Annotated in this window: 13 protein-coding genes; 6 read left to right on the forward strand and 7 right to left on the reverse strand. The window is 72.2% G+C overall.

The genetic code is table 11. The features are described from left to right. Positions 1-199: 199 nt before the first annotated feature. On the forward strand, positions 200-436 hold the full coding sequence (locus tag ITJ64_RS03075; RefSeq protein WP_194679312.1) for a hypothetical protein: 237 nt from the start codon (positions 200-202) through the stop codon (positions 434-436). On the opposite strand, the gene ITJ64_RS03080 is transcribed toward ITJ64_RS03075, so the two are convergent. The 4 genes from ITJ64_RS03080 to ITJ64_RS03095 form a co-directional block, all read right to left on the reverse strand. Beyond that, positions 433-1,107, reverse strand: a complete 675-nt coding sequence (locus tag ITJ64_RS03080) for a hypothetical protein (protein ID WP_194679313.1) — start codon at positions 1,105-1,107, stop codon at positions 433-435. The two genes, ITJ64_RS03075 and ITJ64_RS03080, sit on opposite strands and share 4 nt — an antisense overlap. A gap of 52 nt (positions 1,108-1,159) precedes the next feature. Further along, positions 1,160-1,513, reverse strand: coding sequence for a DUF779 domain-containing protein (locus ITJ64_RS03085; protein ID WP_228507998.1), 354 nt, complete (start codon positions 1,511-1,513; stop codon positions 1,160-1,162). Positions 1,514-1,614: 101 nt separating this feature from the next. Further along, entirely contained in the window at positions 1,615-3,192 is a 1,578-nt protein-coding gene (locus tag ITJ64_RS03090) for an aldehyde dehydrogenase family protein (protein WP_194679315.1), read from the reverse strand. 76 nt (positions 3,193-3,268) lie between these two features. Beyond that, positions 3,269-4,564 (reverse strand): GAF domain-containing protein, encoded by a 1,296-nt coding sequence (locus tag ITJ64_RS03095; RefSeq protein WP_194679316.1) that lies wholly within the window; start codon positions 4,562-4,564, stop codon positions 3,269-3,271. Positions 4,565-4,717: 153 nt separating this feature from the next. Here ITJ64_RS03095 and ITJ64_RS03100 point away from each other — a divergent pair, with 153 nt between their 5' ends. Next, the gene (locus ITJ64_RS03100; RefSeq protein WP_194679317.1) at positions 4,718-6,163 is read left to right on the forward strand and encodes an AAA family ATPase; all 1,446 of its coding nucleotides are present in this window, start codon (positions 4,718-4,720) and stop codon (positions 6,161-6,163) included. Positions 6,164-6,173: 10 nt separating this feature from the next. On the opposite strand, the gene ITJ64_RS03105 is transcribed toward ITJ64_RS03100, so the two are convergent. The 3 genes from ITJ64_RS03105 to ITJ64_RS03115 all read right to left on the reverse strand — a co-directional run bounded on the left by ITJ64_RS03105 (position 6,174) and on the right by ITJ64_RS03115 (position 8,421). Next, positions 6,174-6,818 (reverse strand): HAD family hydrolase, encoded by a 645-nt coding sequence (locus tag ITJ64_RS03105; RefSeq protein ID WP_194679318.1) that lies wholly within the window; start codon positions 6,816-6,818, stop codon positions 6,174-6,176. A 61-nt stretch (positions 6,819-6,879) separates the two neighbouring features. Beyond that, entirely contained in the window at positions 6,880-7,098 is a 219-nt protein-coding gene (locus ITJ64_RS03110) for a DUF1653 domain-containing protein (RefSeq protein ID WP_194679319.1), read from the reverse strand. Between the two features lie 9 nt (positions 7,099-7,107). After that, positions 7,108-8,421: an MFS transporter gene (locus tag ITJ64_RS03115; protein ID WP_194679320.1), complete on the reverse strand. Its 1,314-nt coding sequence runs from the start codon at positions 8,419-8,421 to the stop codon at positions 7,108-7,110. Positions 8,422-8,476: 55 nt separating this feature from the next. Here ITJ64_RS03115 and ITJ64_RS03120 point away from each other — a divergent pair, with 55 nt between their 5' ends. From ITJ64_RS03120 to ITJ64_RS03135, 4 genes are read left to right on the forward strand one after another with little or no spacing between them, the layout of a single operon-like run. Continuing rightward, a complete protein-coding gene (locus ITJ64_RS03120) occupies positions 8,477-9,025 on the forward strand; it encodes a CGNR zinc finger domain-containing protein (RefSeq protein WP_194679321.1) in 549 nt (182 codons plus the stop codon). A gap of 44 nt (positions 9,026-9,069) precedes the next feature. Then, positions 9,070-9,681, forward strand: a complete 612-nt coding sequence (locus ITJ64_RS03125) for a TetR/AcrR family transcriptional regulator (RefSeq protein WP_194679322.1) — start codon at positions 9,070-9,072, stop codon at positions 9,679-9,681. Beyond that, positions 9,678-11,414 (forward strand): ABC transporter ATP-binding protein, encoded by a 1,737-nt coding sequence (locus ITJ64_RS03130; RefSeq protein WP_194679323.1) that lies wholly within the window; start codon positions 9,678-9,680, stop codon positions 11,412-11,414. The genes ITJ64_RS03125 and ITJ64_RS03130 overlap by 4 nt, the downstream gene beginning before the upstream one ends. Further along, the gene (locus tag ITJ64_RS03135; RefSeq protein ID WP_194679324.1) at positions 11,411-13,384 is read left to right on the forward strand and encodes an ABC transporter ATP-binding protein; all 1,974 of its coding nucleotides are present in this window, start codon (positions 11,411-11,413) and stop codon (positions 13,382-13,384) included. The genes ITJ64_RS03130 and ITJ64_RS03135 overlap by 4 nt, the downstream gene beginning before the upstream one ends. Positions 13,385-13,428: the final 44 nt, after the last annotated feature.

Consider the following 13,428-nt stretch of genomic DNA (forward strand, 5'->3'; position numbering starts at 1 on the left):
GTCCGACGGTTGTCGCCGAGGCGCCCGCACCGATAGTGTCGGCGGGTCCGACCCGGCACCGCCGGCGGTCGCGATGACCGAGGCCCACCGAGGGAGCACCCACTCCCGAGGGCCGCCGGTGCCGACTCCCCGCCGGCCGAGCCCCAAACGACGCCGGCGGGGAGTCCTCTCCTTTCCGTCTCCCCCGAGAGGAACCCGAATGGACCCGCTGTCGAGTCTCGTGCTGACGATCGTCGTGGTCGTCGTCGGCTTCATCGTGCTGGCGGGTGTCATCCGCTCGGCGGTGCGCAAGGGCATCGAGGACGTGCTCTACAAGCAGAACCCCGACAAGACCTGGTCGGCGCACCCCTGGCTCCTGGCCGCCGTCAAGCAGGCCGCCGCCGAAGCCGCCGCCGAGGCGAAGGTGGAGAACCCGCGGAACCCCGACGCGTCCTAGTTGAGGATGAACTGCTTCGAGTCGGAGGAGGGGATGCCCGCGACCGAGACGTCGAGGTGGTACGAGGCGCCGGCGCCCGGGACGAGCGGGCGGTCGGGCGAGGAGCAGGTGTCGGCCGAGGAGCGCGTGCGGTCCCAGGTGAAGGGGGTCGAGGAGACGGCGACGCCGGGCTGGAGCACCGCCTGGGTGTCGGAGGGGTCGGTCTGGCAGTCGGTCGAGACCCAGTAGGTCTCGCTGCCGCTCGTGATCGTGTAGATCTGCTGCGAGGTGCCCGCGTTGATCGAGCAGGGCTCCGCACCGGTGTTCGTGATGGTGAACGAGAGCTGGGGCTTGGCCGCGGCGTCGTAGGTGTCGGCGTCCGTGACCGGGGTCACCTGGATGTTGCCGCCCGCACACGCCACGACGTCACCCGACGCGGTGGCGCCAGCGTCGGCACCGGTGTCGACCGAGCCGGGGGTGGCGGCAGCATCCGGAGCCTGATCGGCCGACGTGGCAGCCGGCGAGGCGGTGGGCGCCGGAGCACCCCCGGTCTCGGCCGCACCCGAGCCCGGGCGCACCACGATCAGCACCACGACCGCGATGATCGCGGCGAGTATGAGCAGCACGAGGAGCCTCCGCCGCCAGTAGACCTTCTTCGGCTGCGGACCCACGGGATGCCTGAGCGTCGACATGTCCTCAATCTAACGAGCGGATGCCCCGATCACGGGGCGGATGCGCCGCGAGTCACAACACCGCGCCGCGAGTCACGAGACCGAGGGCCGAGAGTTCGCCCTCGTCGAGCATCCGCGACCGGATCAGGAACCGCTTGCCCTCGGGCGCCTCGATCGAGAAGCCGCTGCCCCGGCCGTCGACGATGTCGATGGTGAGGTGGGTGTACTTCCAGTACTCGAACTGCGAGCGCGACATGTAGACCTCGACGGGGTCGATGCCGTCGACGGAGAGGGTGCCGAGGTGCACGTCGGAGCCGCCCGTGCGGAACATGCCGACCGGGTAGCACATGGGGCTCGAGCCGTCGCAGCAGCCGCCCGACTGGTGGAACATCAGCGGGCCGTGGGTCGCGCCGAGGTGCCGCAGCATGTCGGCTGCGGCACCCGTCACGTCGACCCGCGAGACGGAGGCGGGCGCCGGCCCGGCGGGCCCGGCCGGAACCGGGCCCGCCACGACAGAGTCGGACGGCATCAGAAGAACCCCATCGGCCCGTCGGCGTACGACACCAGCAGGTTCTTCGTCTGCTGGTAGTGGTCGAGCATCATCCGGTGGTTCTCCCGCCCGATGCCCGACTGCTTGTACCCGCCGAAGGCCGCGTGCGCCGGGTACTGGTGGTAGGTGTTCGACCACACCCGCCCGGCCTCGATGGCCCGCCCGGCCCGGTAGAGCTGCGAGCCGCTGCGCGACCAGACGCCGGCGCCGAGCCCGTAGAGGGTGTCGTTGGCGATCGAGATGGCGTCGTCGTAGTCCTCGAAGCTCGTCAGGGCGAGCACCGGTCCGAAGATCTCCTCCTGGAAGATGCGCATGTCGTTGCGCCCCTCGAACACCGTCGGCTGCACGTAGAAGCCGCCCGACAGCTCGCCGCCGAGGTCGGCCCGCTCGCCGCCGGTGAGAAGGCGAGCGCCCTCCTGCTTGCCGATGTCCATGTAGCTGAGGATCTTCTCGAGCTGGTCGTTCGACGCCTGCGCCCCGATCATCGTGGTGGGGTCGAGCGGGTTGCCCTGCTTCACCTTCGCCACCCGGTCGAGCCCGTCGGCCACGAAGCCGTCGTAGATCGAACGCTGCACCAGCGCCCGTGACGGGCAGGTGCACACCTCGCCCTGGTTCAGCGCGAAGAAGGTGAAGCCCTCGAGCGCCTTGTCGTAGAACGAGTCCTTCTGGTCGGCGACGTCGGCGAAGAACACGTTCGGGCTCTTGCCGCCGAGCTCGAGCGTCACCGGGATGAGGTTCTCGCTCGCGTACTGCATGATCAGCCGGCCGGTGGTGGTCTCACCGGTGAAGGCGATCTTGCGGATGCGCGGGTGCGACGCCAGCGGCGCCCCGGCCTCGATGCCGAACCCGTTCACGATGTTGAGCACGCCGGCGGGCAGCAGGTCCTCGATCAGCCCGAGCAGCACGTGGATCGACGCCGGCGTCTGCTCGGCCGGCTTCAGCACGACGCAGTTGCCCGCGGCGAGCGCCGGCGCCAGCTTCCACACGGCCATCAGGATGGGGAAGTTCCACGGGATGATCTGCCCCACCACGCCCAGCGGCTCGTGGAAGTGGTACGCGATCGTGTCGTGGTCGATCTCCGAGATGCCGCCCTCCTGCGCCCGGATGCAGCCCGCGAAGTAGCGGAAGTGGTCGATCGCGAGCGGAATGTCGGCGGCCAGCGTCTCCCGCACCGGCTTGCCGTTCTCCCAGGTCTCGGCGACCGCGAGCAGCTCGAGGTTCGCCTCCATCCGGTCGGCGATCTTGTTCAGGATGACCGCCCGCTCGGCCACGCTCGTCTTCCCCCAGGCCTCGAACGCCTTCCACCCCGCGTCGACCGCGGCGTCGACGTCGGCCGCGGTGCCCCGCGCCACCTCAGTGAAGGTCTGGCCGGTGATCGGAGTCGGGTTCTGGAAGTACTGGCCACCCGCCGGCGGCACGTAGCGCCCGCCGATGTAGTTGTCGTAGCGCGGCTTGTAGCTCATCACGGCCCCGGGCGAACCGGGGTTGGCGTAGACCGAGGGCCCGCTCGTGGCGGGCGCGGTGGTCTCGGCTTCTGGGCGATCGATGATGGTCATGAGTGCTCCTTCTCGACGACGGTGTCGGATGCTCGCACGGTACGCCCGGGGAGGTTGCGGCTTGTTGCGCCCGCCGTCAGGAGCCGAGCAGCGCCTCGAGGTGGGTGACGATCCCGGCCCGCTTCGGCGAGCGCGCGGGCAGGCGCTGCAGGGCCGCCGTCCAGACCTCGGTGTCGTGCTGCCCCTCGGCGGTGGCGGCGTAGGCGAGCAGCACGTCGACGGCGGCGTCCGCGAGCATGGCCTCGCGCATCCGGAGCCGCACGGTCTCCCGGATCGCCGCGATGCCCGGCGCGTCCGACCCCGGGAGGAGGGCGCCCGGATGCGCGGCGAGCGCCACCCGGTGCGCCCCGCGATCCAGCAGCGAGAGCACCCGCTGCGCGTCGAGCTCGACCGGCGCGCTCAGCCGGTAGGGCCGCGACTCGACGGCGACGCCGAGGTCGGGAGCCGCCTCCAGCAGCCGGCGCAGCCGCACGATCTCCGCCCGCACCGTGACGACGGCCGCCTCGTCGCCGTAGGCCAGCTGCGCGAGGCGCGCGGCCGAGAGACCCTCGCGGTGCCAGGCGAGCAGGGTGAGCAGCTCGGCGTGGCGGGGGCTCAGTTCGAGTGCCGCGCCCGGGGCGACGAGCTCGCCCGTGTCCCGGCCGAGCACGTGCAGGGCCGCGGGGCGGGGTGCCGGAGCGGCGGGCGGGCGGCGCGCGGAGGTGGGCGCCCCGGGGAAGCCGGTCACGCGCATCCGCTCGCCCGGCCCCGCGCCGCGGTCGCGCTGGGCCTTCAGCCGCAGCACCATCAGCTCGGCCTCGACGGCCGCGGCGGTCGCCTCGATCAGCGGCAGGGTGTGCGGGTCGACGGCGCGGGCGTCGCCGGTGAGGTCGATCACGCCGAGGATGCGCCGGGTCTCGGGGTCGTGCACGGGCACGGCGGTGCAGCTCCAGCCGTGCACGAGCCGGTTGAAGTGCTCGGAGTCGTGGATCTGGATGCCGTGGTCGAGCTCGAGCGCCGTGCCGGGGGCCGACGTTCCGACGCGGGTCTCGGCCCAGCCGGCGCCCTCGACGAAGCGCATGTCCTCGGCGGCCCGCTTGGCGGCGCTGTCGCCCTCGACCCAGAGCAGGCGGCCCATCTCGTCGCCGACCGCGACGAGCAGTCCGGAGCCCTCGGCGTCGCGCACCAGCAGCGAACGGATGACCGGCAGCACCGGGTCGAGCGGATGCGCGTGCCGGAACTCCGCCAGCACGTCCTCGCCCACCTCGAGGGCGGGCAGCAGGTGCTCGGGGTCGAGCGAGCGGCGGCGGGCCCGCTCCCACGACTCGCTGACGACACTGCGCGGACGACGGCGGCCGGTCTCACCCGGGAGGGCCAGCCAGGGGCTCGTCATCGCACCGCCAATCGTCGTCGATCGCTGACAGTATCCCCCGCGCAGGCCGGTGAATCCAGCCCTCGGGGTGACCCGTCAGCCTTCCCCCGTCTACGCTGGACGAGACACCTCCGGGCGACCCGACGCCGATCCGCACCACCCCGGAAGGACCTCATGGACCGCCAGACCCAGGACTTCGCCGAGCTGTTCCGCCGTTTCCTCGAGGAGGTGGTGCAGGCCCAGCCCGACGCGGGCGGCCTGTCGCCGATCGGGCTGCGGCTGCAGGAGTTCCTCGGCACCGACGTGGCGTCGCTGCCCGTCGTGACGCACGCGATCGCCGCCCACCGGCTCGTCGACGCCGACGTGGCGCTCGCCGACCTCGCCGCCGAGAGCGGGTCGGAGCCGCTCGGGGTCTCGGGCGGGCAGATGCGCGACCAGGCGGCGCTGGGCGAGCTCATCGCGCCGCCGCACCGCTTCCCCTACTCCCCCGGGCCGATCGACTACGTCTCGGTGCCGAGCGGGCCCGACAGCACGCGGCGGGTGATGTCGTTCGGCCTGCACCTGCTGCGATTCGACGGCTCACCCTTGGTCGTGCTGCAGCGGGCGGCCCGCCCCGAACGCGGGCGGAACACCGCGAGCCTCGAGGTGCTGACGGCCGACCCCGCGGCCGCCGACGCGTTCCTCGCCGAGTTCGGGCGGCGGATGCTCGCCCTCTCGGTGCTGCGCGGCCAGGTGCTCTCGTTCACCGGCAACGAGTACGGGCAGAGCGCGGCGGGCGCAACCTTCCTGCCCCGGCCCACGGTCGCCGCCGACGACGTCGTGCTGGCCCCGGGCGTGCTCGACGCGGTGGTGCGGCACGTGGTGGGGGTGGGCGAGCAGCGCGAGCGACTGCGGGCGCAGCACCAGCATCTCAAGCGGGGAGTGCTGCTGTACGGGCCTCCCGGCACGGGCAAGACGCTGACCGTGCGGCACCTGCTCGCCCGCACCCCGGGCACCACGGCGGTGCTGCTGACCGGCTCGGGCATCCGCTTCGTCACCGAGGCCGCCGAGCTGGCGCGGGCCATGCAGCCCGCCCTGGTGGTGCTGGAGGACGTCGACCTCGTGGCGAGCGACCGCATGATGCACCACGGGCCGCAGCCGTTGCTGTTCGAGGTGCTGGATGCCCTCGACGGACTCGACGGCGACGCCGACGTGGCCTTCGTGCTCACCACGAACCGCGTCGACGTGCTCGAGCGGGCGCTCGCCGACCGGCCGGGACGGGTCGACCTCGCGGTCGAGATCGCCCTGCCCGACCAGGAGTCGCGACGGCGGCTGTTCGCGCGCTACGCGGACGGGCTGCCCTTCGGTGCGGAAGCCGTCGAGGCCGCGGCCGATCGGGCCGAGGGCACCACCGGGTCGTTCGCCAAGGAGCTGGTGCGGCGGGCGGTGCTCGCCGCGGCCGAGGCCGGACGCGAGCCGACCGACGACGACCTGGCTGCGGCGCTGGACGGGCTGCTCGACGACCGCTCGCGGCTGACCCGGAGCCTGCTCGGCACCCCGTCGGGCTCGGATTCCGGTGAGGCCGAGGCCGAGGGGATGTCGGGGGGCGGTTCGGTCACCGGCTACACCGCCGGGTACTAGTGCGACGCGCTCAGAGGGCGGCTCGCAGGGCCTCCGCGTCGTCGTAGGTCTCGGTCGCCCCCGCGTCGATCAGCGCCTGCCGGTCGACCCCGCCGCTCAGCAGCCCGATGCCCCGGATGCCCGACCGCCCGGCCGCGACCATGTCCCAGCGGGCATCCCCCACCATCACCGCGTCGGAGGCCTCGACGCCGGCCCGCTCGAGCGCGACCTGCAGGATGTCGGGCTCGGGCTTCGCGGTCTCGACGTCGTCGGCGTTCGTCATGGCGTCGACCCACTCGTCGGCGTCGAGCACCTTCTGCAGGATCTCGAGCTCGTCGGCGGGGGCGGAGGTGGCGAGCACGATCGTCCTGCCCTCCTCGTGCAGGGCGCGGAGGAGCTCCCGGGCGCCGGGGAGGGGGCGGAGCTGGTCGGCCGACTCCTTGTAGTACGTGGCGTGCAGCTCCTTGGCGCGATCGCCGAGCTCGTCGGTCGCGTCGCCCAGCAGCTCGTCGAGCAGCTTGCCCGAGTCCATGCCGAGCGCCTGGTGGATGCGCCAGGCCGGCACCGGATGGCCCACCTCCACGAACGCGTGCAGCCAGGCGCTGACGTGCAGGTAGTTGGAGTCGACGAGGGTTCCGTCGACGTCGAAGAGCACGGCGCGCTCGGGGATCGGCATGGGTTCTCCTTCGGTCTCCCTCCACCCTGCTCCCGTGGAGCGCTGCTGACGAGGGGGTCGTTCAGGCGATGCGGGCGAACCGCGGGCCGCTGTAGCCGTCGCGGTCGACGTGCTCGGTGAACATCGCGAGGGGGCGCACCCAGAAGGAGTAGTCGTCGTAGAGCTTGCGGTAGAACACCAGCTGCTCCTCGGTCTCGCTGTGCCGGCCGACGCCGACGACCTCGTAGCGGGCGCCCTTGAAGTGCTGGTAGATGCCGGGTTCGGGAGGGGTGTGCTGCATGCTCGGATTCTAGGCGGAGCCCCGCCGCGCATCCTGCACCGCTCGCCTCGACGGCCGGTTCTGCACATCCTGCACCTCCTGCACCTCCTCGATGCGCCGCATGCGCCGCACCGGCGAGAGCGCCACGGGGAGCGTCGCGAGCGCCATCAGGGCGGCTCCGAGCATCCCGGCCACCCAGGGGCCGAGCGCGGTGACGAGCACGCCCCCGGCGAGCGCCCCGATCGACAGGGCGCCCCACGACACGAGCCGGTAGCCCGCGTTCGCCCGCCCGCGCACCGACGGCTCGACGGCGAGCTGACGCAGGCTCACCGCCTGCGAGTTCGCCACCCCGATGCCGAGCCCCGAGAGCACGAAGCCGACCGTCAGCACGACGAGCGAGGCGACGGATGCGGACCCGGCCCCGGCCAGCGCGACCACCGGCGCCGAGTTGCCGATCAGCATGGCCGCGACGAGCGAGCGACCGTAGCCGAACCGTGCCGTCAGGCGCGCGCTGAGCAGGCTGCCGGCGAAGGCCCCGACCCCGCCCGCCATCAGCACCAGGCCGAGCGCCGCCGGGCCGAAGCCGTAGCCGCGCAGCACCAGCAGGGCGAGCGCCAGCATCAGGATCTCGTTGCCGAGGTTCCAGAGGGTCGCCTCCGAGAGCAGTGCCCGCAGCACCCGGTTCCGCAGCAGCACGGCGACGCCGTCCCGCGCCTCCCGCACCGCGGACCGGCGTCCCGCCTGGCGGGCCGGCACGCTCTCGACCACGCGGAGCCGCAGCAGGAGCACCCCCGAGACGAGGAACCCCGCCGCGTTCAGCAGCAGCGCGAACGGCGCGGTCACGAGCTGCACCAGCACTCCGCCCGCCCCGGCCCCGGCGACACCGATCGCGGACTGCGCCGCGGTGATGCGGGCGTTCGCGTCGATCAGCTGGTCCTCCTCGACCAGCTGGGGCACGAACGAGAACTCGGCGAGGTTCGACAGCACGGCGAGCGACCCGAGAACGGCCGCGGCGGCGACGAGCAGCGGGATGCTCAGCCAGCCGGCCAGCGCGAGCCCGCACACCACCGCCAGCAGCAGCCCTCGCCCGAGGTCGGCCGCCACGAGCAGGGGGCGGCGCGGGTGCCGGTCGACGATCACGCCGAGCCAGAGGGTGAGGAGCAGGTAGGGCACGAGGAGCGCCGCCCGCACCAGCGAGAGCTCGGTCGCCGACGCCGCGAGGGTGACGACGGCGAGCACCGGCACGGCGAGCTCGCCGATCTCGGTGCCCAGTCCGGCGACGGCACCCGCCGTCCAGACCCGGCGGAAGGGGCGGGACCGCCACGCACTACTAACCGTCTTCATGCTTTCGGAGGTTACTACCGGCCCGCCGTCAGGGCAATGGTGGTTACATGGGGTCATGACCGCGACCGGCCCCCAGGCACCCGGCGAACTCGAGTTCGTGCGGGCCTTCGTCAACAGCGTCGACCTCGAGACCGGGGTCGACGCGCTCCGCGACGAGGCGTCCTGGCGCAGCTGGGCCGCCGCCGCCGGCTTCGACGCGCCCGCCGGGCCGGCGGCGCTGCGGCGGGCGCGCGCCCTGCGCGAGGAGCTGCGGCGTGGGCTGCTCGCCAACCACGACCGCGAACCGCTCCCCGCGTCGACGGCCGCGGCCCTCACCGAGGCCGCTCGGCGGTCGCGGGTGCAGCTGCGGTTCGGCGCCGACGGGGTCGCCTATTCGGGCGCGGACTCGGGCCTGGACGGTGTCGTCGCCCGCGTGGTCGCCGCGACGGCGGACGCCCTGGCCGACGGCAGCTGGTCGCGGCTGAAGGCCTGCCGCAACGACGCCTGCCGCTGGGGGTTCTACGACCACTCGCGGTCCCGCACGGGGCAGTGGTGCTCGATGGCCATCTGCGGCAACCGGGCGAAGCAGACGCGGTGGCGGGCGGGTGGCTCACGGGTCGAGTGATCTCCTTCTTGCCGAGTGAGTGCTCACTCAGGTAGGGTCTCCGCATGGACACCTCGCCCCTGGAGACGATCGCGCGCCGCGCCCCGGCCCTGCCGCTGGCCGACCGGCGCGAGATGATCATCGACGCCGTCGTGCCGCTGCTCGTCGAGCACGGGAGCGACGTCACCTCGCGCCAGATCGCCGAGGCCGCCGGCATCGCCGAGGGCACGGTGTTCCGCGCGTTCGGCGACAAGGAGTCGCTGCTGAAGGCCGCCGCCGAGCGGTTCTTCGACGGGCAGACGGTCTGGAACGGGCTGCGGGGCATCGATCCCGACGATCCGGTCGAGGTGAAGCTGGCCGAGATCCTCCGGCTGATGCGCGACCGGTTCTCGGGGGCGATGAAGGTCATGCCGATCCTCGGCGGCGAGCGCCCCGCCTCCACCGGCGACCCGGCCGAGCTCGAACGCATCGTCGCGGCGATCTTCGCCCCCGACGCCGAGCGGCTCGCCTGGCCGCCCTCCCGCATCGTGCACCTCGCCCGGCTGGTCTCGTTCGCGAGCGCCATCCCCGACATCGCCGCCGTCGACACCCCGTTCACCGTCGAGGAGCTCGCGGCGCTGATGACGCACGGCGTGCTGACCTCCACCCCCGCTCCCACCGAAAGGCACCGCGCGTGACCCTCCTGCGTCTTCTCGGCCGCTACCTCCGGCCGCACTGGCGGCCCATCGCGCTGGTCGTGCTCTTCCAGCTCGTGCAGTCGGTCGCCTCGCTCTACCTGCCCACGCTGAACGCCGACATCATCGACCAGGGCGTGGCCCGGGGCGACACGGCCTACATCCTCTCGACGGGGCTGCTGATGCTCGGCATCACGGTCGTGCAGGTCGCCGCCGCGATCACCGCCGTCTACTTCGGCGCGAAGGTCGCCATGGCGCTCGGCCGCGACCTGCGCGCCGCGATCTTCCACCGCGTCGGGGAGTTCAGCGAGCGCGAGGTTTCGAGGTTCGGCGCCCCCTCCCTGATCACCCGCTCCACCAACGACGTGCAGCAGGTGCAGATGCTCGCGCTGATGACCTTCACCCTGCTGGTCTCCGCGCCGATCCTCGCCATCGGCGGCATCGTGCTCGCCCTGCACCAAGACCTCGAGCTGAGCTGGATCATCGCGGTCAGCGTGCCCGTGCTGCTCGTCTCGCTGGGCGCGATCATCGTGCGCATGGTGCCGCAGTTCCGGCGCATGCAGGCTCGCATCGACACGGTGAACCGGGTGCTGCGGGAGCAGCTGACGGGCATCCGCGTGGTGCGTGCCTTCGTTCGCGAGGGCATCGAGACCGAGCGGTTCGCCGAGGCGAACGCGGCCGTCACCGACTCCGCCCTGCGCGCCGGCCGGCTGATGGCGCTGATGTTCCCGACCGTCATGCTCATCCTGAACGTCTCGAGCGTCGCGGTGATCTGGTTCGGCGCCTTCCGCATCGACGAGGGCTCGATGCAGGTCGGCACGCTGATCGCGTTCCTCAGCTACCTGGTGCAGATCCTGATGGCGGTGATGATGGCCACGTTCATGGCCATGATGATCCCGCGCGCCTCGGTCTGCGCCGACCGCATCACCGAGGTGCTGCAGACCGAGACCTCGGTCACCCGGCCGGCGAACCCGGTGCGCGCGCTGCGCGGCCACGGCACGGTCGAGCTGCGCGGCGCGTCGTTCTCCTACCCCGGGGCGGAGCAGCCGGTGCTGCGCGACCTCGACATCACGATCGAGCCCGGTCAGACCCTCGCGATCATCGGCTCCACCGGCGCGGGCAAGACCACGCTGATCAACCTGCTGCCGCGGCTGTTCGACGCCACCGGCGGGCAGGTGCTCGTCGACGGCGTCGACGTGCGGCAGCTCGACCCCGACCTGCTCTGGTCGCGCATCGGCCTGGTGCCGCAGAAGCCCTACCTGTTCTCGGGCACCGTCGCGTCGAACCTCCGCTACGGCAAGCCCGACGCCACCGACGACGAGCTCTGGCACGCCCTCGAGGTGGCGCAGGCCGCCGACTTCGTGCGGGCCATGGACGGCGGGCTGGACGCGCCCATCGCCCAGGGCGGCACCACCGTCTCGGGCGGGCAGCGGCAGCGGCTCGCGATCGCCCGGGCACTCGTGAAGCGCCCCGAGATCTACGTCTTCGACGACTCGTTCTCGGCGCTCGACCTGGCGACGGATGCGCGGCTGCGGCAGGCCCTCCGAGCCGACGTGAGAGGAGCGACCATGGTCATCGTGGCGCAGCGGGTGTCGACCATCGTCGACGCCGACCAGATCATCGTGCTCGACGACGGGGTGATCGTCGGCCGGGGCACCCATGACGAACTGCTCGAATCGAGCGAGACCTACGCCGAGATCGTCTCGTCGCAGCTGACGGCGGAGGAGGCGGCATGAGCGGCTCGGGGAACGGAGCCCAGCGCGGCCCGGTGCGTCGCGGCGGCCCCGGTGGGGGCGGCCCCTTCGGCGGCGGCGGCATGCCCACCGAGAAGTCGATGACCTTCGGCCCGTCGGCGAAGCGGCTGATCCGCCGGCTCGCACCGCACCGCGTGCCGGTGCTGGTCGTGATCGTCCTCGGTGTGATCAGCGTCGTGGCCACCGTGCTCGGCCCGTGGCTGCTCGGCCAGGGCACCAACCTCATCTTCGCCGGCGCCTTCGGCAAGTCCCTGCCCGCCGGCTCCACCAAGGAGCAGATCGTCGAGGGCCTCCGCGCGAGCGGCGACCAGACCCAGGCCGACCTGCTCTCGGGCATCGACCTCATCCCCGGCCAGGGCATCGACTTCGACCGGCTCGCCATGGTGCTCGGCCTCGTGCTCGTGCTCTACGTGGCCGCGTCGATCTTCTCCTGGGTGCAGGGCCGCCTGCTCAACACCATCGTGCAGCGCACCACCTACTCCCTGCGCGAGGAGGTCGAGACGAAGATCAACCGGCTCCCGCTCGGCTACTTCGACCGCATGCCCCGGGGTGAGCTGCTCAGCCGCGTCACCAACGACATGGACAACGTGGCGCAGAGCCTGCAGCAGACGCTGTCCCAGCTACTGACGAGCATCCTGACCGTCGTGGGCATCCTCGTGATGATGTTCGTCACCTCGCCGCTGCTGGCCGTCATCTCGCTCGTCACCATCCCGCTGACGATCGTCATCACCACCGTGATCGCGAAGCGCTCGCAGAAGCTGTTCGTCGCCCAGTGGGCGAGCACGGGCCAGCTGAACGCCCAGGTGGAGGAGAACTTCACCGGCCACGCCCTCGTGAAGGTGTTCGGGCGGCAGCGCGAGACCGAGGCGGCCTTCCGCGCGAAGAACGACGAGCTCTACCGGGCGTCGTTCGGGGCGCAGTTCGTCTCGGGCATCATCATGCCCGCCATGATGTTCGTCGGGAACCTCGTGTACGTCGTGATCGCGGTCGTCGGCGGCCTGCAGGTCGCCACCGGCGCACTCAGCATCGGCGCCGTGCAGGCCTTCATCCAGTACTCGCGCCAGTTCACCCAGCCGCTCACCCAGCTCGGCTCGATGGTGAACCTGCTGCAGTCGGGGGTCGCCTCGGCCGAGCGGGTCTTCGAGCTGCTCGACGCCGACGAGCAGGTTCCGGATGCCCTGCCCGCCGAGACCCCCGCCGAGAACCGCGGGCGGCTGGTGTTCGACGACGTCTCGTTCCGCTACCTGCCCGACAAGCCGCTGATCGAGCACCTCTCGCTCGTGGCGGAGCCGGGCCAGACGGTCGCGATCGTCGGCCCCACCGGAGCCGGCAAGACGACGCTGGTCAACCTGATCATGCGCTTCTACGAGCTCGACGCCGGGCGCATCACGCTCGACGGCGTCGACATCGCGCAGATGACCCGGCGCGACCTGCGCTCCCGCACGGGCATGGTGCTGCAGGACACGTGGCTCTTCGGCGGCACCATCCGCGACAACATCGCCTACGGCAACCCGGCGGCGAGCGAGGAGGAGATCCTCGACGCGGCGCGCGCCACCTACGTCGACCGCTTCGTGCACTCGCTGCCCGAGGGCTACGACACGGTGCTCGACGACGAGGCGTCCAACGTCAGCGCCGGCGAGAAGCAGCTGCTCACCATCGCGCGGGCGTTCCTGGCGAAGCCGAGCGTGCTGATCCTCGACGAGGCGACCTCGTCGGTCGACACCCGCACCGAGCAGCTCGTGCAGAAGGCCATGTCGGCGCTCCGGGCCGACCGCACGAGCTTCGTGATCGCGCACCGGCTCTCGACGATCCGCGACGCCGACCTCATCCTCGTGATGGAGTCGGGCTCGATCGTCGAGCAGGGCAGCCACGCCGAGCTGCTCGCGGCGGGCGGCGCCTACGCGGCCCTGTACGAGGCCCAGTTCGCCTCGGCGACGTCCTCCGCCGACTGACACCCCGCCCGGCCCCGGCCCGCGCCCAGTCGTGTGGCGGCGGT

The sequence above is a fragment of the Herbiconiux sp. VKM Ac-1786 genome (genome assembly GCF_015350805.1).
Classification (GTDB): Bacteria; Actinomycetota; Actinomycetes; order Actinomycetales; family Microbacteriaceae; genus Herbiconiux.